The sequence below is a fragment of the Exiguobacterium sp. s133 genome (genome assembly GCF_018618595.1).
Taxonomy (GTDB): Bacteria; Bacillota; Bacilli; order Exiguobacteriales; family Exiguobacteriaceae; genus Exiguobacterium_A; species Exiguobacterium_A oxidotolerans.
The window spans coordinates 59,578-75,477 of sequence record NZ_JACSMK010000003.1 but is presented as its reverse complement, the minus strand read 5'-3'; the positions used below and the strand labels follow the sequence as shown (position 1 = coordinate 75,477).

Here is a 15,900-nt window from a genome sequence, read left to right as displayed (position 1 = left end):
AAAGAAAAGGATGTGAAAGAAGAAGAAGAATCAAGCTTCTTCTTTTTTTGTTGATACACTACAGGTAATTCATTAAAAGTAAAAATGAAAGGGGTTACAAACATGTTGTTGCAAGCGAATACATCAACCTCACTTTTACATGTTCAACAGGCATTTGATTCAAAAGATCAAGCGATCCGCTTTTTAATTCACGAACTCGCCGAAGCCGGTAAAATTTCATCGGAAGAAGCATTTTATGAAGCAGTCATCGCTCGGGAGGGACTGTCACCGACAGGATTTGAAGGGGGGCTTGCGATTCCCCATGGTAAGTCAGATAGTGTCAGAGAAGCATCATTTGCGATTGCGACGTTGACAAAACCGATAACGGACTGGGAAAGCATTGATCCGGCAAACAAGGTGGAGCTGGTCATCCTGCTGGCGATTCCTTCAGCGGAAGCGGGATCAACCCATTTGACACTATTGGCTGAATTTGTAACCCGTCTTTCAAACGAAGACTACAAAAACCGCCTCCTTCAATCGCGTTCAGCAGAAGACTTACTGGCAGCCTTAGACGCCTCTGTCGATGAAAAGATGGACTCAACAGCAGAAGTTCCTTCGTCTGGAAAGTTAGTACTGGCAGTTACAGCATGTCCGGCAGGGATTGCGCATACGTACATGGCAGCCGAAGCATTGATTAAGGCCGGTCGCGATCTTGGCATCGAAGTGAAGGTTGAAAAACAAGGCGCAAACGGAATCGAAGACCGACATGCAGCCAAAGATTTACAGCAGGCAGATGCCGTCATCTTTGCAGTTGACGTCGCGGTAAAGGACGAAGCACGTTTTAAAGGCATTCCGTCTATAAAAACATCAGTCGCTGCCCCGCTTCGTAGTGCAAAGGATCTCCTGGAAAAAGCTTTGACGAAAAGTGAAAATGTGAAGTCTGATGCTGACCGGATGGCGGATGAAGCGGATGAGGAGCCGACGAATTGGAAAAGCGAAGTGAAAGCGTCATTGCTGACAGGTATCTCGCATATCATTCCGGTTATCGTTGCCGGAGGGATGACGCTTGCCGTCGCCGTCTTCATCTCCCAACTGTTTGATTTACAGGCGCTCTATGCGGAAGAAGGTTCGTGGTTATGGTTACTGCGTCAATTAGGGGGATCCCTGCTCGGTCAGTTAATGATTCCGATTTTAGCTGCATACATGGCGTATTCGATTGCTGATAAACCTGCTCTAGGACCTGGATTTGCTGCCGGAGTCGCAGCCAACTTAATCGGTAGTGGCTTCTTAGGTGGAATGCTCGGAGGCTTACTTGCCGGATATTTCCTCAAATTCTTAAAGCAAAAAGTTAAACCGAAGGGTACATTTGCCGGGTTTATCAGTTTTTGGTTTTATCCGGTCGTCGGAACACTTGTCGTCGGGTCAATCATGTTATTTGTCGTCGGTCGTCCGTTAGCGTATTTAAATACAGGACTGATTTCTTGGCTGGATGGATTAGAGGGGGCTAATGCTTTATTACTCGGGGCAATCATTGGTGCGATGGTTTCGTTTGATCTCGGTGGACCAATCAATAAAGCGGCGTATACATTTTGTATCGGAGCGATGGCGAGCGGAAATTTAATCCCGTATGCCACATTTGCTTCAGTCAAGATGGTATCAGCGTTTGCCGTAACCGGTGCAACCCGCCTAGGCAAAGAGGCGTTCACTAAAGAAGAACGGGAAATTGGAAAACAAACCTGGTTACTCGGTTTAGCAGGGATTACGGAAGGGGCGATTCCTTTCATGATTAATGATCCGCTCCGTGTCATTCCCTCATTAGTCGCAGGATCCGCCGTGACGGGAGCGATTGTGGCCTATTTCGGAATCGGTCTGAACGTACCGGGAGCAGGTATCTTTTCGTTGGCATTACTTCAGGGACAACCCCTCGTACTTGCGGCATCAGTATGGCTTGGTGCGGCATTGGTTGGAGCGTTCATTTCGATGGTCCTTCTCCTTCTCACTCGAAAACATAAAAATAAAAAGCATCAGGATGCACTGAAAAATGTTGCTTAAAGGGAGCTGGAAACAATGAAAAATGTTCATGTCGTACCACATATGCACTGGGATCGGGAATGGTACTTCTCGACCGAAGAATCACGCATCTTATTAGTCAATAATTTAGAAGAAATCATGGAAAGGCTTGAAACGGATAAAAATTATCCATATTACGTTTTAGATGGACAAACATCAATCCTCGAAGATTATCTTGCGGTAAAGCCGGAGAACCGGTCACGGATAAAACAGCTAGTTCAATCAGGAAAATTGATTATTGGACCTTGGTATACCCAAACAGACGAAATGATTGTAGGCGGGGAGTCGATTGTCAGAAACTTATTGTACGGCATTAAAGATTCAGGTGAATTTGGTCCCCATATGAAGATTGGTTATTTACCGGATTCGTTCGGGCAGTCGGCACAAATGCCGATGATTTTGAACGGATTCGATATCGAGCGCTCGATTTTCTGGCGAGGAACGTCGGAACGGCATGGAACGAACAAAACTGAATTCAACTGGAATTCAGCGGACGGTTCCAATGTACTCGTCCAGCTGATGCCGCTCGGCTATGCGATCGGTAAATATTTACCGACTGAAGAAACGGCACTAAGAAAGCGAATGGATAAATATTTGCCTGTCCTCGATAAGGGTGCGACCGGAGATCATCTGCTGTTACCGAATGGTCATGATCAAATGCCGCTCCAGCAAAACATTACGGAAGTCATCGAACAACTACATCGTCTGTATCCGGAACGCGAGTTTTTCTTGAGTCGATACGAAGATTTATTTGATCAACTGGAGCAACAACTTAATCTGCCGACCATTTCAGGAGAGTTTTTAGATGGGAAATATATGCGTGTTCACCGTAGCATCTATTCGACACGGATGGACATCAAAGCGATGAATACTCAAATCGAAAACAAGCTGACGAATACATTAGAACCGTTAATGAGCCTTGCCTATTCACTTGGGATTGAATACCATCACGGGCTAGTCGAATTGATTTGGAAAGAAATCATGAAAAATCATGCCCATGATAGCATCGGATGTTGCTGCTCCGATAAAGTCCATCAAGAAATTTACAACCGTTTTTTCATTGCAAACGAAAAAACCGATCAATTGATTTCATTCTATAAAAGAAAGATTGTCGATTCGATTGCGACGGAGCGAACGGAAGACCGGTTAACCTTCTTTAATTTGAATGCGAGTCAGGAAACGACCACAACGACGACGGAAATCATCAGTAAATTTGAAAATATCCGTCTGGAAACGGAAGCAGGGCAGCCTGTTCCTTATCAGTTGATGAAAAAAGCAGTCATCGACCCGGGGCTGATTGACCGCCAAATCGTCCACTATGGAAACTATGATCCGTTTTATCGTTACACAATTGAACTTGATATCACACTTCCGGCCTTGAGTTATGAAACACTTTTCGTTGTTGAAGAGAGTGCGACTCCGGACGCGTTGCCGCAGGCGGAAACAGGTATAACGGAATGTGACACAGCGCGGTATCACGTAGTAATTCAGTCGAACGGTACACTTGATGTGACGGATAAACAGTCGAATCGGACGTACCGCGATCTCTTCCTGCTTGAGGACAGTGGGGACGATGGAGATGAATATGATTATTCGCCCCTGCTTCATGATGTGAGTATTACGACAGAAACGGATCGCCCGACAATCGAAGTCACACAAACAAATTATCGGGTAATGATCCGAATTGATCACCGCTTCGCTGTACCGGCAGATTTAGAAGAGCGGAAGCAAGGCAAACGGACGAAAGAGATGACGGTCGCGCTTGAAATCGTCTTAAAGCATGACGATCCTGTTATTGCCTTTAATGTGACGATTACGAACAACGCGAAGGACCACCGTTTACGTTTGTTGATTCCGGCAGAAGTAAACACCCGGCAAACATTTTCAGATAATCAGTTTGGTGTAATAAACCGCCCCTTCGTCGATGATGCGCTCCGTGTGTGGGAAGAGGAACAATGGAATGAACGACCAGACGGTATCTTCCCGATGTTATCGTATGTTGGGCTAAAGGATGATGAGACAGAGAACGGACTCGGTTTAATCACGAACAGCTCACGGGAATATGAGGTCATTGCAGGAGCTCGACCAACGCTTGCAGTTACGCTGTTCCGTAGCGTAGGTGTACTCGGAAAAGAAGAGCTCGTCCGCCGCCCGGGTCGTCCGTCAGGAATCAAATTAGCGACACCGGATTCGCAGATGATCGGAACATACAGCTTTGATTTCGGTCTCGTTTCACTCCGCAAAGAAGAAGAACTGGCCGTTTGCGCTAAGCGTCACTTATCACCGACTGTTGCTTACAATAAAATCCCGCACGATGCGATGCGTTTAAATCCGACCGGACTCCATTTGCCGGTATCGTATTCGTTATTCGAACTCGAATCGACGGGGATTATCATGAGTACGTTGAAAAAAGCAGAGCAAGGGGAAGGACTCATTCTTCGTGTCTTCAATCCGACGACGACCAGCCGATCTGTTCGATTTAAATCAAACCAAACGGGAACGTTTCATGAAGTCAATTTAAACGAAGCACATCCAGTTGAAATCACGTCAGCGGTACAAGACAAATCTTATGAGGTCGCACCGAACCAGGTAAAAACAATTCTTATTAAAAGATAATTAACCGTCAGACCATGGTCGGATTTGAAGGTCTGTAAAACGACAGGAGGGCTGACGAATGCAAGAACGACAAACCATTTTAGTCGCAATGGACTCTTTTAAAGGAAGTTTAAGTTCAGCTCAGGCAAACGGGGCGGTCATGGAAGGAATTCGTCAAATCAATCCGAATCAATCCATACAATCGATCGAGGTGGCAGATGGCGGCGAAGGAACGGTCGCTGCCTTGACTGGCCCCTTTAATTTAACGAGACGGAAAGTTACTGTGCATGATGCAAACGGCCGTCCGACTGAAGCCGTATATGGTCATAACAAAAAGACAAAACGTGCCGTGATCGAAGTCGCATCTGCTTGTGGATTACCACAACTGAAAAAGGAAGAACGGAATCCGCTAACTGCGACATCGTTCGGGGTCGGACAATTAATTACAGATGCCCTGTCGTCAGGAGCACGGCGAATTTACTTAGGACTCGGCGGTTCGGCGACGACTGATGCAGGGGTCGGCATGCTTCAGGCATTGGGGTACCGATTTCTGGCACAGGACGGGACGGAAATTACAGAGATGCAAGAACTTACTTCTTTGGCGTCCATCGATGAGACACGGGTTCACCCTGCTCTCGAAGATTGTCAATTCACAATCATTTGTGATGTCGATAATGTTTTCTACGGTCCAACTGGAGCTGCATATGTATACGGTCCCCAAAAAGGGGCATCCGAGCGTGATGTTGTCGAGCTGAATGATCGTCTCATCCATGTAGCAAAAGTAATTACGGAACATACTGGAATAGATGTTCAATCTATTCAAGGAGCAGGTGCCGCCGGTGGATTAGGAGGTGCTTGTTCGTCGCTCTTACAGGCTGAATTAAAACGCGGTGCTGAACTGATTTTGGAGGAAACAGGGGTCATGGCGCAAGTAGCGGACTATGCGTTTATTTTTTCAGGTGAAGGAAAAATTGACGGACAGACGTTTCAAGGGAAATTGCCGCAAGCAATCGGGCAATTCGGACACCGGTTCGGCATCCCCGTTATTTTATTAGGCGGAAGTGTCGACGCATCGATTGAACACATAAGGACAGCAGGGATCACAGCTGCGTTTTCGATCACACAACAACCGGTCGCGCTAGAGGAGATGATGCAGCCTGAAAAAGCATATGACACTCTGAAGTACACGGCGGCCAATCTATATGGACTATGGATGACGATGAGATGAAAGGATGAAGCCGAAAATGATTTTAAAATGTACACCTGTATTTCAAGAACGGCTATGGGGGGGACGAAAGCTCGCCTCACGTTTTAACTATGAAATTCCTGACGGTCCAATCGGCGAATGTTGGGGGATTTCGGGTCATCCCAATGGAATGAGCATCATTGAAACAGGACACTATTCCGGCTACTCAATAGAACGGTTATGGTCTGAGGAACGGGAATTGTTCGGCGACTACACATTAGCAAAATTCCCACTATTAGTAAAGATTCTCGATGCAGAAAAAGATCTGTCGGTTCAGGTCCATCCGAGTGATGAACAAGCTTTTGAGCTGGAGGGTGAAGCATACGGAAAAACGGAATGCTGGTATGTCATCGAAGCAGAAAAAGATGCGGAAATCATTTTAGGTCATACTGCCCGAACGAAAGAAGCGTTGCGAGAGTCAATCGCACAAGCTGAGTGGAGTACCTTGTTGCGGACACAACGTGTCAAAGCGGGCGATTTTATTTTTGTACCGAGCGGAACGATTCATGCGATTGGAAAAGGCATTGTGGTTCTCGAGACACAACAATCTTCTGATACGACCTACCGGCTGTATGATTTCGACCGTATTGATGATGTTGGAGAAAAAAGAGTTTTGCACCTTGAACAAGCGTTTAATGTCATTACAACACCCGATGTTACGTTTTACGGACGAACAGAGACGAAGCAAGTGACAAACGCAGAGATCACGACGCTTATTAAAGTTCCGGAATTCAACGTATATCACGTCAAAGTAAAAGACGGGTTTGTCCTTAAGCCACTTGAACGTTTCCGTACGATCACAATTTTAAACGGGCACGGAGAGATTGAAAATGTACCGGTTCAAGCGGGAGATCATTTCATTATTCCGCAGGGACAAGCTCCCCGCAATTGTATGGGAACATTTGAATTCATCATGAGTGATGTGGAAGTTCGATGAATATAACTGGAGTCTTTCAAGATAATAACGTGAATAATTGACTGAATATTCAGACTTTAATGTCGGTTAGTTTCACACATTACAGGATTTGTGAACGAGAAAGTCCACTCCTTAGGGGGAGGATGAACGTGAGTTTAATTTCGGAGTCCAGCTAGTAGGAGTTTTAGAAATCAACAAGTTAATCAGGCTGCCCTTACACAGTATTTTATCCGTGTAAGGGCAGCCTGATTAACTTGTTGGATACATTCTTCATTGGAGTGAATGAAATAAGCGTTCACCTATTTATTTTTTTATCATTTTAAGTTCTTCTTAATATACGTAATGATTTTACGAAGTTCAGTAGCAGTAGGACGACCAAACGGGCTAGTTTGCCGTTGCTGATAAAGAAGAGATCCTGTTTCATCAACAAGGAAATAAGCCGGCTCACCATGTAATCCATGATCCTCATAAGGTGAATCTTCACCGTGGTAATAGACGTCAAAGTCTTTAAGGACCTTCAGCTCTTCATCGGAGAGCACAGGGAAGGACAGTTGCTCTTTTGAAGTCATTTCCGACAAATTTTTTAATTGATCCGTCGCAATCGTAATGAGATCGACGCCATGTTTATCAAAAAAGCCTTTATTTTCTTCAAGTTCCTTTAAATCTGCGACACAAACAGGACACCATGCCCCTCTAAAGAAGATGATTAGCTGCCAATTGTTGTCTTGTTTTTTCGATGAAGGATAGTGATAATCTTCACCGGTTGTAGAAGGGAGCGTAAATGATGGAATATGTGTACCTAGTTGAAATGTACTCATTGTATTCTATTCCTCCTTAATGTTAAATCTACTTATTACCTTACACCATCTGTAGCAGAAAGGCTGTAACTCTGCTTACAAAACGTCTTTTAAATTTAAATCATGATTTAATTCGGAAAAAAGTTTAAAACCTGATAAATCAGGATATAATTACTTAATACGTATAGTATATGAGGATAAAGAATTTTACGTAAAAATGACCCAAATCTTTTTTTTACCATTTATCTTTAATTCTTACTATTAATATTTAGAATTAATTGTCAATCATTCCATTATCTACATTATTAAAAAACTTCTCCATGTATAAAACAGACGGTTGTACACGGGAGAAGATTTAAGCTAAGGAGACCACCCACTTGACTACATTTCTTTCAAACGAAAAAACACTCTCATCCACCCATGTCCTGGAAGCCTTAAAAACAAATGTCGCCATGATCCGGTTCGACGTACAACGCCGTGTCGTCGACGTCAATGATCTGTTCGCGAAGACGATGAAATACCGACGCGACGAAATGATTGGGATGCACCATCATCTGTTTTGTCCACCGGAATTCGTCAACAGCCCTGCTTACCAGGAACTTTGGAATAAGTTACTGAGCGGTTTCAGTGCCGCCGACAAAATCAAGCGGATTGATTCGCGGGGCAATGCGATTTGGCTCGAAGCGACGTATATGCCGATTTACGAAAATGATCAGGTCGTCGGCGTCGTCAAGATTGCGTCAGACATTACGGCGCGACAGGAAACGATTGCAGAATATGCGACATCCTTCGAAGAAATTGCGACACATCTCGATGAGCGTTCGCTTCAAGGAAAGCAGGAAAGTGAAGAATTGAAGCGAACGATTGAAAAAATGGCGACGGATGCCAAAAACAATTTGCAGACGTTAGCGAACTTACAGGCACAATCGTCGGAAATCACAAAAATCGCGGGGACGATTAAAGAGATTGCCGCCCAAACGAACTTGTTGTCTTTGAACGCCTCGATTGAAGCAGCACGCGCGGGTGAACACGGGAGTGGATTTAACGTCGTTGCGATGGAAGTCAGAAATCTTTCGAAACTCGTCGAACTCGCCGTCGTCAACGTCCGGACGACGACCGATGACATGAACAAGGAATTAAGCCGGATTGAAACCGGGATTACCCGGGCGAACGAAGATGCCTCGTCAAGCGTCCGCGTCATGGAAGAGACGTTAAGCCGGTTTGATACAGTCAGTCATGCGGCCGAGACCTTGAATCAAACTTCGAAAAAATTCACGACCGTTATCTAAACGATTCGTCAGGAGCGAGGAAGCGGCTTCTGATTTTTTTTAGGAGACCGTTCTGAAAATCAAGTATAATGAAAAGAAGAGACGAAACGATTGCACGTCAGATCGTTTTTTAAAGGACGTGAAGCTTGTGAAAAATCGTTACATCCTCCTCTTGTTTCTCTTGCTAGGAGGGGCTTTTCTTTATACCGTCTGGATCAATCCGAGTCTCAGGGCGAATGAAATTCATGTCGCACTGGACGGTGACGATGTACAAGACGGATCCCGGAAAAACCCGGTCCGGACGCTAAAACAGGCAGCTGCGTTAGCGAAACCAGGGACGACCGTATATGTCCATGCCGGCGTCTACACGGAACCGCTCGTCGTCAAAAACAGCGGGACGAAGGCGAAACCGGTCGTCTTTCGACCGTACCGGAATGATGAAGTCATCTTAAGCGGGAAAAAACTCAAGTCGCAAGATGGAACAACGGCGCTCATCACGATGGACGGGAAGGCCTACGTGACGATTCGCGGCTTCATCATCGAGGACATCAAAACGAAGCGTGCCGATGAAACGATCATCGGTATTTACCTGACGGGACCGAGCCACGACGTGACGCTCGAGCAAAACACCGTCCGCCGGATCGAAACGTCGTCGAAGGACGGAAACGGGCACGGGATTGCCGTCTACGGGACGGAACCAATGCATGACATCACGCTTACGAAAAATCGTGTCGAAGATTGCCGGCTCGGTTCGAGTGAATCAATTGTCTTAAACGGGGACATCCGACGCTTCACCGTCAAAGAGAACCGGGTCAGCCGAAATGATAACATCGGAATCGATTTGATCGGGCACGAGGGCGTCGCGACGAGCGGAACAGATTACGTTCGGGACGGAATCGTCACCGGCAATATCGTCCACGACATCTCGTCCTACGGGAACCCGGCTTACGGGGACGCGTATGCTGCCGGCGGGATATACGTCGACGGCGGGAAAAATATCGACATCATCAACAATACCGTCTATCGAAGTGATATCGGAATCGAAGTGACATCCGAGCATCGCGGAAAATATGCTGAACAGATTAACGTCGTCGGGAATACAGTGTATGAAAACAACTACACGGGCATCGCGATTGGCGGCTACGACAGCAAGCGGGGCGGGACACGACAGACGGTGATTCAACGAAATGTCCTTTACCGGAACGATACGAAGGGCGAAGACGGCGGACAACTATTGGTCCAGCACTATGTGGAAACGACACGCTTCGAGGAAAATACTGTGACGGCGGGTCCGTCCCGCATCATGATCGCCAATTACGTGTCGAGCGGTTCGACGAATCAGTTCGCACGCAACGTCTATGAAAAAGAGCCCGGCAAGACGAGTGACTGGATTTGGGAAGAGGACGCCTTGTCGTTTGCTGCATTTAATAAACAAGTCAGTGATGCGACGTCACTGTATACAGCTCCGTTATATGTCAATGCCGCGGATTATGACTTCCGGTTAAAAGAAAATTCACCCGTCTTGAAACTCCGTAAATGATCGCATCCATCATTTAATCACTTAAATCGATGCGGAAGAAGGAAACGAAGCGATTGTGTATAAATAGAAAGAAGTGAACGGTCAACTATTTGCGATAAGAAGTACGTTTCACAGGAAAGACGAATCGCTTGGCCGAGGAGGAACATTGTGAAAAAGTCCATCTTAGCATTCTTTTTACTGACACTGATTGGTTGCGTCGGCTATGTCGTCCTCAACCGGGGACCGGACGTCGCCTATGAAAAAATGGTTCAAGCAAAAGTGACGCAATATGTCCAAAAACAATATGGAAAAGCACAAATCGTCGAGGTCCGTCCGGCATATGCTGATACGGACGAAAGTAAGGAGCGGCGCCACCAAATCGCCGTCAAGCTGAAGGCATACAAGCAGGATCAATACATGTTGTACCGCTTAAAGAAAAATAAAGTGATTGAACTCGGACTGACAGAGACGTTGCCGATTCCAAAGCAATGAATCACAAAACAGGCATGATGGCCGCGAGCCATCATGCCTGTTTTGTGTATGGATGCGGTTAGCCTGCATCTTTCAACTCTTGATACGGATTGACCCGTGCCGCGATTTGCGCCGGCAAGAGTGAAGCGATTGTCCCGAACAGGATTGGTAAAGCAAGCGAGACACCGATCAAGAGCGGTTCGTCCCATGGAACTAAATCATACAGGACGTAAATCGTCAGGTAGGAAATGCTGAGACCGACCAGCCCTGCGACGAATCCGATCAGCATCCCTTCGAGCAGAATCAATTGGCGGATCGAACGATTCGTCCAACCGACAGCTTTCAGGATGGCGAGGGAGGCGCGGCGGTCGGTGACGTTTTGCCACATGACTTCACCGGTCGTCAAGATGGAAATCGTGATCGCGACACCCATCGTCACGTAATGCATCGGACCGACTTGAAGCGCAACGAACTGACCGAGCCAGGACGTATAGAGGACACCTTGCAAGTGGAACGTCACGAATAGGAAGAACGTCAACAGTGCTGTCGGTAACGCAATCGACAGAATCGACAGGGCATTGCGTTTCCATTTACCGAAGATTTCCTTTAACGCCAGTGTAAAGGTCGAACGCAGACCCAGTTTGATGTGTGAGGATGCGGCGTATTCACCGGTCTTGATTGCTTCGTACGGCGAAATCTGACGAATCGTCCAGGCGGACCAGGCAGCACCGGTCAAGTAGATGAGTAAGCTGAATCCGGCGATCAAGACGAGACTCAGTACGTTCATCGTCTCATTGCGGACATACGAGAAAATACTTTCAACGATCAGGGCGACGAGCGAGACGAAACCTGCGAGCAGTACGGCTTCAATCATGACGATCCGGTAAAGGTCCTTCGTCCGCCAGCCGAGTGCGAGCAAGACAGCGAACTCTTTCCGGCGGGCAAGCATCGAGACGTAGCTCGTCGCGAGGACATACACGATGGCGACGGCAAGCATCGCGAAGATGACACCGGAGAAGCCGACGCTCGTCTCACGGAAAATCGTCATCGCGGCACCGATGTGGATCCACGGTTGTTCAATCCAGCCGAGTGTCTTCCCGTCATCAACGACTTTCGTCACGACCGGTTGCGGGGAGGAGCCTTTCGTGATCGTCGCGACGAGACCGGTCTCTTGTTCAATTTGTTTCTTCACGTCTTGTAGCAGTTGTTCAGACTGTTCGCTGACGGTCGCTGCTCCTTTGACTTTGAGTCGAATCGATGAAATCGCTTGTTTCCCGTTAACTGCTAAGGCGCTGTCAAGCGTCGTCAGGATATTCGGTGAACTGGTCAATAGACCAACCGGGTTTCCTGACGTATCAATCGGTTTAGCCGGATTGATTGGTTTTCCTTCGGCGTCAAGGACGAGATCAGCGGACGACGGACGATATGTTTCCATCGGTAATTCGTTGAGTGGATCTTTTGAGACGTTGATTTTATTCGGGTCGTATAAACCGACAACCTTGAAAGTTAAATATGGATGTACAATTGGAATCATATCAGGTTCTGAATTAGGATTTTTCTTACCAGTCGAAGTTAGCGAACGATATCCAACTGCGGGGTACGAAGACTTTGAATAATACCAGTTCTTAAGCTTAATCGTAGACGAATGAATTTCGTAGGCATTCGTCCATCGGCTTGGATACGGACTTTTCGTCTCCTCGAATTGTAATGGACCTGATTGATACAGCAATTGAGCACCCTCATTTCCAACAGGATCTGAAGAAGGAATCATTCCTATTTTATCAATCAATGTCTGTAAATAGGTTTCCTCAACTTTAGAGGTTGGAATGTCCAACTGCTTGACAACTTTTGCAGGATAGGTCGAGAGAATTGAACGGACAATATCACCGTCTGGTTGTTTTTCGATTAAGGTATCGATTAGCTTTTTTTGATCTTGTTCCGTGTCATAAGGGACGTCTAACTTTTCAATTGTATATTCATAATTTCCTTGATTATAGGAATTCGGATTGATGAGCACAGGAATGACGTCCCCGCGATTTTTATCGTTCTCGAAGTGATCGAGGCTTGAAAAATATCGCGATTGGTTTTTTTTGCTGACACTTTGATCGAGCCCAACGAGTCGTGCTTCCTCCGACGGATCGATGGCAACGATAAGAGCGGGGTTACTCGCATTGGCATTACGAAAATCTTTAGTTGAACGGGTTGAAAACGATATATTTTCAGGGACTTTAACTTTACTGCCTTGAGCAATGTGAATAGATTCTTGAAACTGCCGTTCTCTGCCAAATCCTGTTTCGATATAGCTAGTTGATGTTAGACGATAAATACCGGAATCTTTCGGAAAAGTAAGTGCATTCTTAAAACTTACGGTTGTATTGGCATATCCGATCACAGCAATCGGTGCGGCAATATCAACTTCCTTCATCTGTTTGATGTCCTCATACTGTTGAAAGGAAATCCCGCCGTTGATGCCGTTCAAATAGTTCGGCTCAAGCAGGTCACTCGCTTCGGTCGCCATCTGGCTGCCTTTCGGTCGGACGACGATGTCGTAAGCGGACGACCATTTTTTCTGTAATGTCTGTTCGACCGTTCCTTGACTTGAATCGGTCAGGTTGAACATCAAACTGAGTCCGGCACTGATAATCAGGGCACCGACAAGCGTCAAGATGAATTTAAAGCGTTGCCGGCGCCAGTGGTTCAAAACGAAACGTAGCATCTGGATCCTCCTTGATGTTGTAATGAGTAGCGAGGTGAGCCGTGGAGCATTTGGTAAAGGCCGATAAGAAGAGCTGTGATGTCTCGTTTACCCGCTTTGGATGGTCTTCTTACGACGATCTTCAATGATTTGTCCGTCCTGCATGAACAGAATCCGGTCCGCCCGTTCAGCAAGTGCCACGCTATGGGGGACGAACAAAATGCCGCACTGCTCTTCCCTGTGCAGGTCAAGCAACAATTGAAAAATTGTCTCGCCGGTGACGGAATCAAGATTTCCGGTCGGTTCATCGGCAAGGATCCAGCGCGGGCGACTGATCAGCGCCCGTGCGATTGCGACCCGTTGCTGTTGACCCCCGGACAGTTGGGCCGGTAACGCGTGTTGTTTTTCAAGTAAGCCGACTTTCTCGAGGATCTGGGCAATCCGCTCTTCTTTATTGAAGTCCGTTTTTTGTTTTAAGAGCGGGACGAGCACGTTTTCTTTGACCGTCAACGCAGGCAGAAGGTGAAATTGTTGAAAGACGAAGCCGATTTCCTGTGCCCGGAAGGCGGAGAGGCGGCGATTTTTCCAACGGCTGATGTCTTGGCCGTCGTATTCGATTTGTCCGGACGTCGGACGGTCGAGTGAACCGATCATACTGAGAAAGGTCGACTTGCCGGAACCCGAGGCACCGACGATTGCCGTCACTTCGGTGGCTGAGAACTGGCACGTGAGGTCGTTTAAGACGAGTGATGGACTCCCGGCTAATTGAAACGCATGGGAGAGGTGATTAACGGAAATATCCATTCGAACGCTCCTTTTACAAAATAAGGTAACTCAACTATAAAATTATTTGAAAATTTTGTCTATTGTTCTTTTTATTATCAGGTTAAGAACTGAGACAGCGTTGTCTCGTCAGTGCCTGCTGATTATGCGTAGTATCCTTTTTGATACTTAACCACATTAATGTGCCTACTTCTCAGTTCACAAACAGGACTTTATGATAAGAGAGTAAGAGACAGAAAAAACAGGAGGTTGTAAAAATGAAGTGGAGTGTACGAATTATTCAAGGAGTGTTAGTAGTTGGCTTTTTATTATTTGGATTTATGAAACTGAGTGCAGATCCGACAATGGTCGACTCGTTTGAAAACGTGTACGGCTATGGAACAGGGTTCATGTATTTTGTTGGAACAATTGAAGTGGTAGCAGCCATCGGCTTATTGATTGGTTACTGGAAAAAGAAACTTATTCCAGTCTTCAGCGGGCTACTCGTACTCGTCATGGCAGGCGCCGTTTTGACACACTTAAATGCCGGACAAGGCATGGCAGTCGCAATGACACCGTTGATTTTGCTCGTCTTGGCAGCATTTGTATTCGTCGGTCAAAAGAAAGTCAATAACGGGGCGAATCAATCGGCTGAACAAATTTCATAAAGTATAGGAGAGTGACACGGCTAGCACCGTGCACTCTCTATTTGTTTAGTGAGAAATAACAAGAAACTATGTTGACGTTCAATAACGTCAACAGTGTGTTTCGCGAGATGCAACAGGTGGTTCCGCCTGGTCATGTCGGGAATGCGGAAGAGATCGCGCATGCTGTCCTGTTCCTCGCGTCGGATGAAGCGAGCCATATCTCAGGCGTCGGTCTTCCGGTCGACAGTGGCGTCACGGCAAGATAACTGAGGATACATCAAGGCACTGTTAATGCGACAGTGTCTTTTTTTATGAAATATTTGGTCAATAAGTAATAGAGGTTGTGATCAAAAGAATTTTTTTACAAAAAAGCGGTATAATGGAAGGACGAAATGACAAATGAAATGAGTGAATGATTTTGCTTCAATCATGGAAAAAACGATTGATTTACGGAACGGCTGGACTAGCAGCAGCTGGATGTGCGAGTGCATTCTATATCGGCGCGCATCCTGAAAAACCCAAAGCCAGTTCTTACCCGGTCATATCAAAAGATGTCACGACGATGACCTTTAAGCCGAACGACGGTCAGATCATCCTGCTGTCCGGAAGCGACATCAACCGTTCTAAAGAAACACAGGATGATCCGCAAGAGCCGGCATTGATGACGACATTATCAAAAACGGGAACAGCATTAAAGACGGAGGCGATTGCTGATCCAGATTTGTATCGGATGGCATTTTCACAAAAAGGAACGGACCCGCGGCATATTTATATCCATCACCCGGACGGTATCGAAGCGGACCACTTTTTTAGGTATGACTTAAAACGAGGGACGTTCAAGAAACACGAGGTGCCGAATACATCGATCACATCCGTTGCCCATTACGGGAAAGATGCCTAGGTCACATCAAACGCTGCAAAGCCGTCGGAAAAGA

General features: G+C 46.4%; 13 protein-coding genes. 10 read left to right on the top strand and 3 right to left on the bottom strand.

Annotation, left to right across the window (positions count from 1 at the left end; translation table 11 throughout):
* Positions 1-102: 102 nt before the first annotated feature.
* The 4 genes from mngA to manA are packed head-to-tail and all read left to right on the top strand — an operon-like array spanning position 103 to position 6,827.
* Positions 103-2,031, top strand: a complete 1,929-nt coding sequence (mngA, locus tag KNP96_RS05075) for a PTS 2-O-a-mannosyl-D-glycerate transporter subunit IIABC (RefSeq protein WP_214769234.1) — start codon at positions 103-105, stop codon at positions 2,029-2,031.
* A 15-nt stretch (positions 2,032-2,046) separates the two neighbouring features.
* Positions 2,047-4,665: a mannosylglycerate hydrolase gene (gene mngB, locus KNP96_RS05070; RefSeq protein WP_214769231.1), complete on the top strand. Its 2,619-nt coding sequence runs from the start codon at positions 2,047-2,049 to the stop codon at positions 4,663-4,665.
* A gap of 58 nt (positions 4,666-4,723) precedes the next feature.
* A complete protein-coding gene (locus KNP96_RS05065; protein WP_214769227.1) occupies positions 4,724-5,872 on the top strand; it encodes a glycerate kinase family protein in 1,149 nt (382 codons plus the stop codon).
* A gap of 16 nt (positions 5,873-5,888) precedes the next feature.
* Positions 5,889-6,827, top strand: coding sequence for a mannose-6-phosphate isomerase, class I (manA, locus tag KNP96_RS05060; RefSeq protein ID WP_214769224.1), 939 nt, complete (start codon positions 5,889-5,891; stop codon positions 6,825-6,827).
* Between the two features lie 293 nt (positions 6,828-7,120).
* On the opposite strand, the gene KNP96_RS05055 is transcribed toward manA, so the two are convergent.
* The gene (locus KNP96_RS05055; protein ID WP_214769222.1) at positions 7,121-7,624 is read right to left on the bottom strand and encodes a peroxiredoxin family protein; all 504 of its coding nucleotides are present in this window, start codon (positions 7,622-7,624) and stop codon (positions 7,121-7,123) included.
* A 356-nt stretch (positions 7,625-7,980) separates the two neighbouring features.
* Here KNP96_RS05055 and KNP96_RS05050 point away from each other — a divergent pair, with 356 nt between their 5' ends.
* The 3 genes from KNP96_RS05050 (at position 7,981) to KNP96_RS05040 (ending at position 10,882) form a co-directional block, all read left to right on the top strand.
* Positions 7,981-8,892, top strand: a complete 912-nt coding sequence (locus KNP96_RS05050; RefSeq protein WP_088837083.1) for a methyl-accepting chemotaxis protein — start codon at positions 7,981-7,983, stop codon at positions 8,890-8,892.
* Positions 8,893-9,019: 127 nt separating this feature from the next.
* Entirely contained in the window at positions 9,020-10,411 is a 1,392-nt protein-coding gene (locus KNP96_RS05045; RefSeq protein WP_214769219.1) for a DUF1565 domain-containing protein, read from the top strand.
* Between the two features lie 147 nt (positions 10,412-10,558).
* Positions 10,559-10,882: a hypothetical protein gene (locus tag KNP96_RS05040; RefSeq protein ID WP_088837084.1), complete on the top strand. Its 324-nt coding sequence runs from the start codon at positions 10,559-10,561 to the stop codon at positions 10,880-10,882.
* A 58-nt stretch (positions 10,883-10,940) separates the two neighbouring features.
* Here KNP96_RS05040 and KNP96_RS05035 read toward each other — a convergent pair whose 3' ends face one another.
* Positions 10,941-13,577 (bottom strand): ABC transporter permease, encoded by a 2,637-nt coding sequence (locus KNP96_RS05035; protein ID WP_214769217.1) that lies wholly within the window; start codon positions 13,575-13,577, stop codon positions 10,941-10,943.
* 87 nt (positions 13,578-13,664) lie between these two features.
* A complete protein-coding gene (locus tag KNP96_RS05030; RefSeq protein WP_214769215.1) occupies positions 13,665-14,360 on the bottom strand; it encodes an ABC transporter ATP-binding protein in 696 nt (231 codons plus the stop codon).
* 236 nt (positions 14,361-14,596) lie between these two features.
* On the opposite strand from KNP96_RS05030, the gene KNP96_RS05025 reads away from it, so the two are divergent.
* The 3 genes from KNP96_RS05025 to KNP96_RS16700 all read left to right on the top strand — a co-directional run bounded on the left by KNP96_RS05025 (position 14,597) and on the right by KNP96_RS16700 (position 15,866).
* Complete coding sequence (locus KNP96_RS05025; protein WP_214769214.1) at positions 14,597-14,986, top strand: DoxX family protein; 390 nt, start codon at positions 14,597-14,599, stop codon at positions 14,984-14,986.
* 68 nt (positions 14,987-15,054) lie between these two features.
* Entirely contained in the window at positions 15,055-15,231 is a 177-nt protein-coding gene (locus tag KNP96_RS16705) for an SDR family oxidoreductase (RefSeq protein WP_251135725.1), read from the top strand.
* Between the two features lie 146 nt (positions 15,232-15,377).
* On the top strand, positions 15,378-15,866 hold the full coding sequence (locus tag KNP96_RS16700) for a hypothetical protein (RefSeq protein WP_251135724.1): 489 nt from the start codon (positions 15,378-15,380) through the stop codon (positions 15,864-15,866).
* Positions 15,867-15,900 lie beyond the last annotated feature (34 nt).

Excerpts from the sequence above, each read along its gene's own strand:
- mngA (WP_214769234.1), top strand. The coding sequence starts at position 103 with ATGTTGTTGCAAGCGAATACATCAACCTCACTTTTACATGTTCAACAG.
- mngB (WP_214769231.1), top strand. The coding sequence starts at position 2,047 with ATGAAAAATGTTCATGTCGTACCACATATGCACTGGGATCGGGAATGG.
- KNP96_RS05065 (WP_214769227.1), top strand. The coding sequence starts at position 4,724 with ATGCAAGAACGACAAACCATTTTAGTCGCAATGGACTCTTTTAAAGGA.
- manA (WP_214769224.1), top strand. The coding sequence starts at position 5,889 with ATGATTTTAAAATGTACACCTGTATTTCAAGAACGGCTATGGGGGGGA.
- KNP96_RS05055 (WP_214769222.1), bottom strand. The coding sequence starts at position 7,624 with ATGAGTACATTTCAACTAGGTACACATATTCCATCATTTACGCTCCCT.
- KNP96_RS05035 (WP_214769217.1), bottom strand. The coding sequence starts at position 13,577 with ATGCTACGTTTCGTTTTGAACCACTGGCGCCGGCAACGCTTTAAATTC.
- KNP96_RS05030 (WP_214769215.1), bottom strand. The coding sequence starts at position 14,360 with ATGGATATTTCCGTTAATCACCTCTCCCATGCGTTTCAATTAGCCGGG.
- KNP96_RS05025 (WP_214769214.1), top strand. The coding sequence starts at position 14,597 with ATGAAGTGGAGTGTACGAATTATTCAAGGAGTGTTAGTAGTTGGCTTT.
- KNP96_RS16705 (WP_251135725.1), top strand. The coding sequence starts at position 15,055 with ATGTTGACGTTCAATAACGTCAACAGTGTGTTTCGCGAGATGCAACAG.
- KNP96_RS16700 (WP_251135724.1), top strand. The coding sequence starts at position 15,378 with ATGATTTTGCTTCAATCATGGAAAAAACGATTGATTTACGGAACGGCT.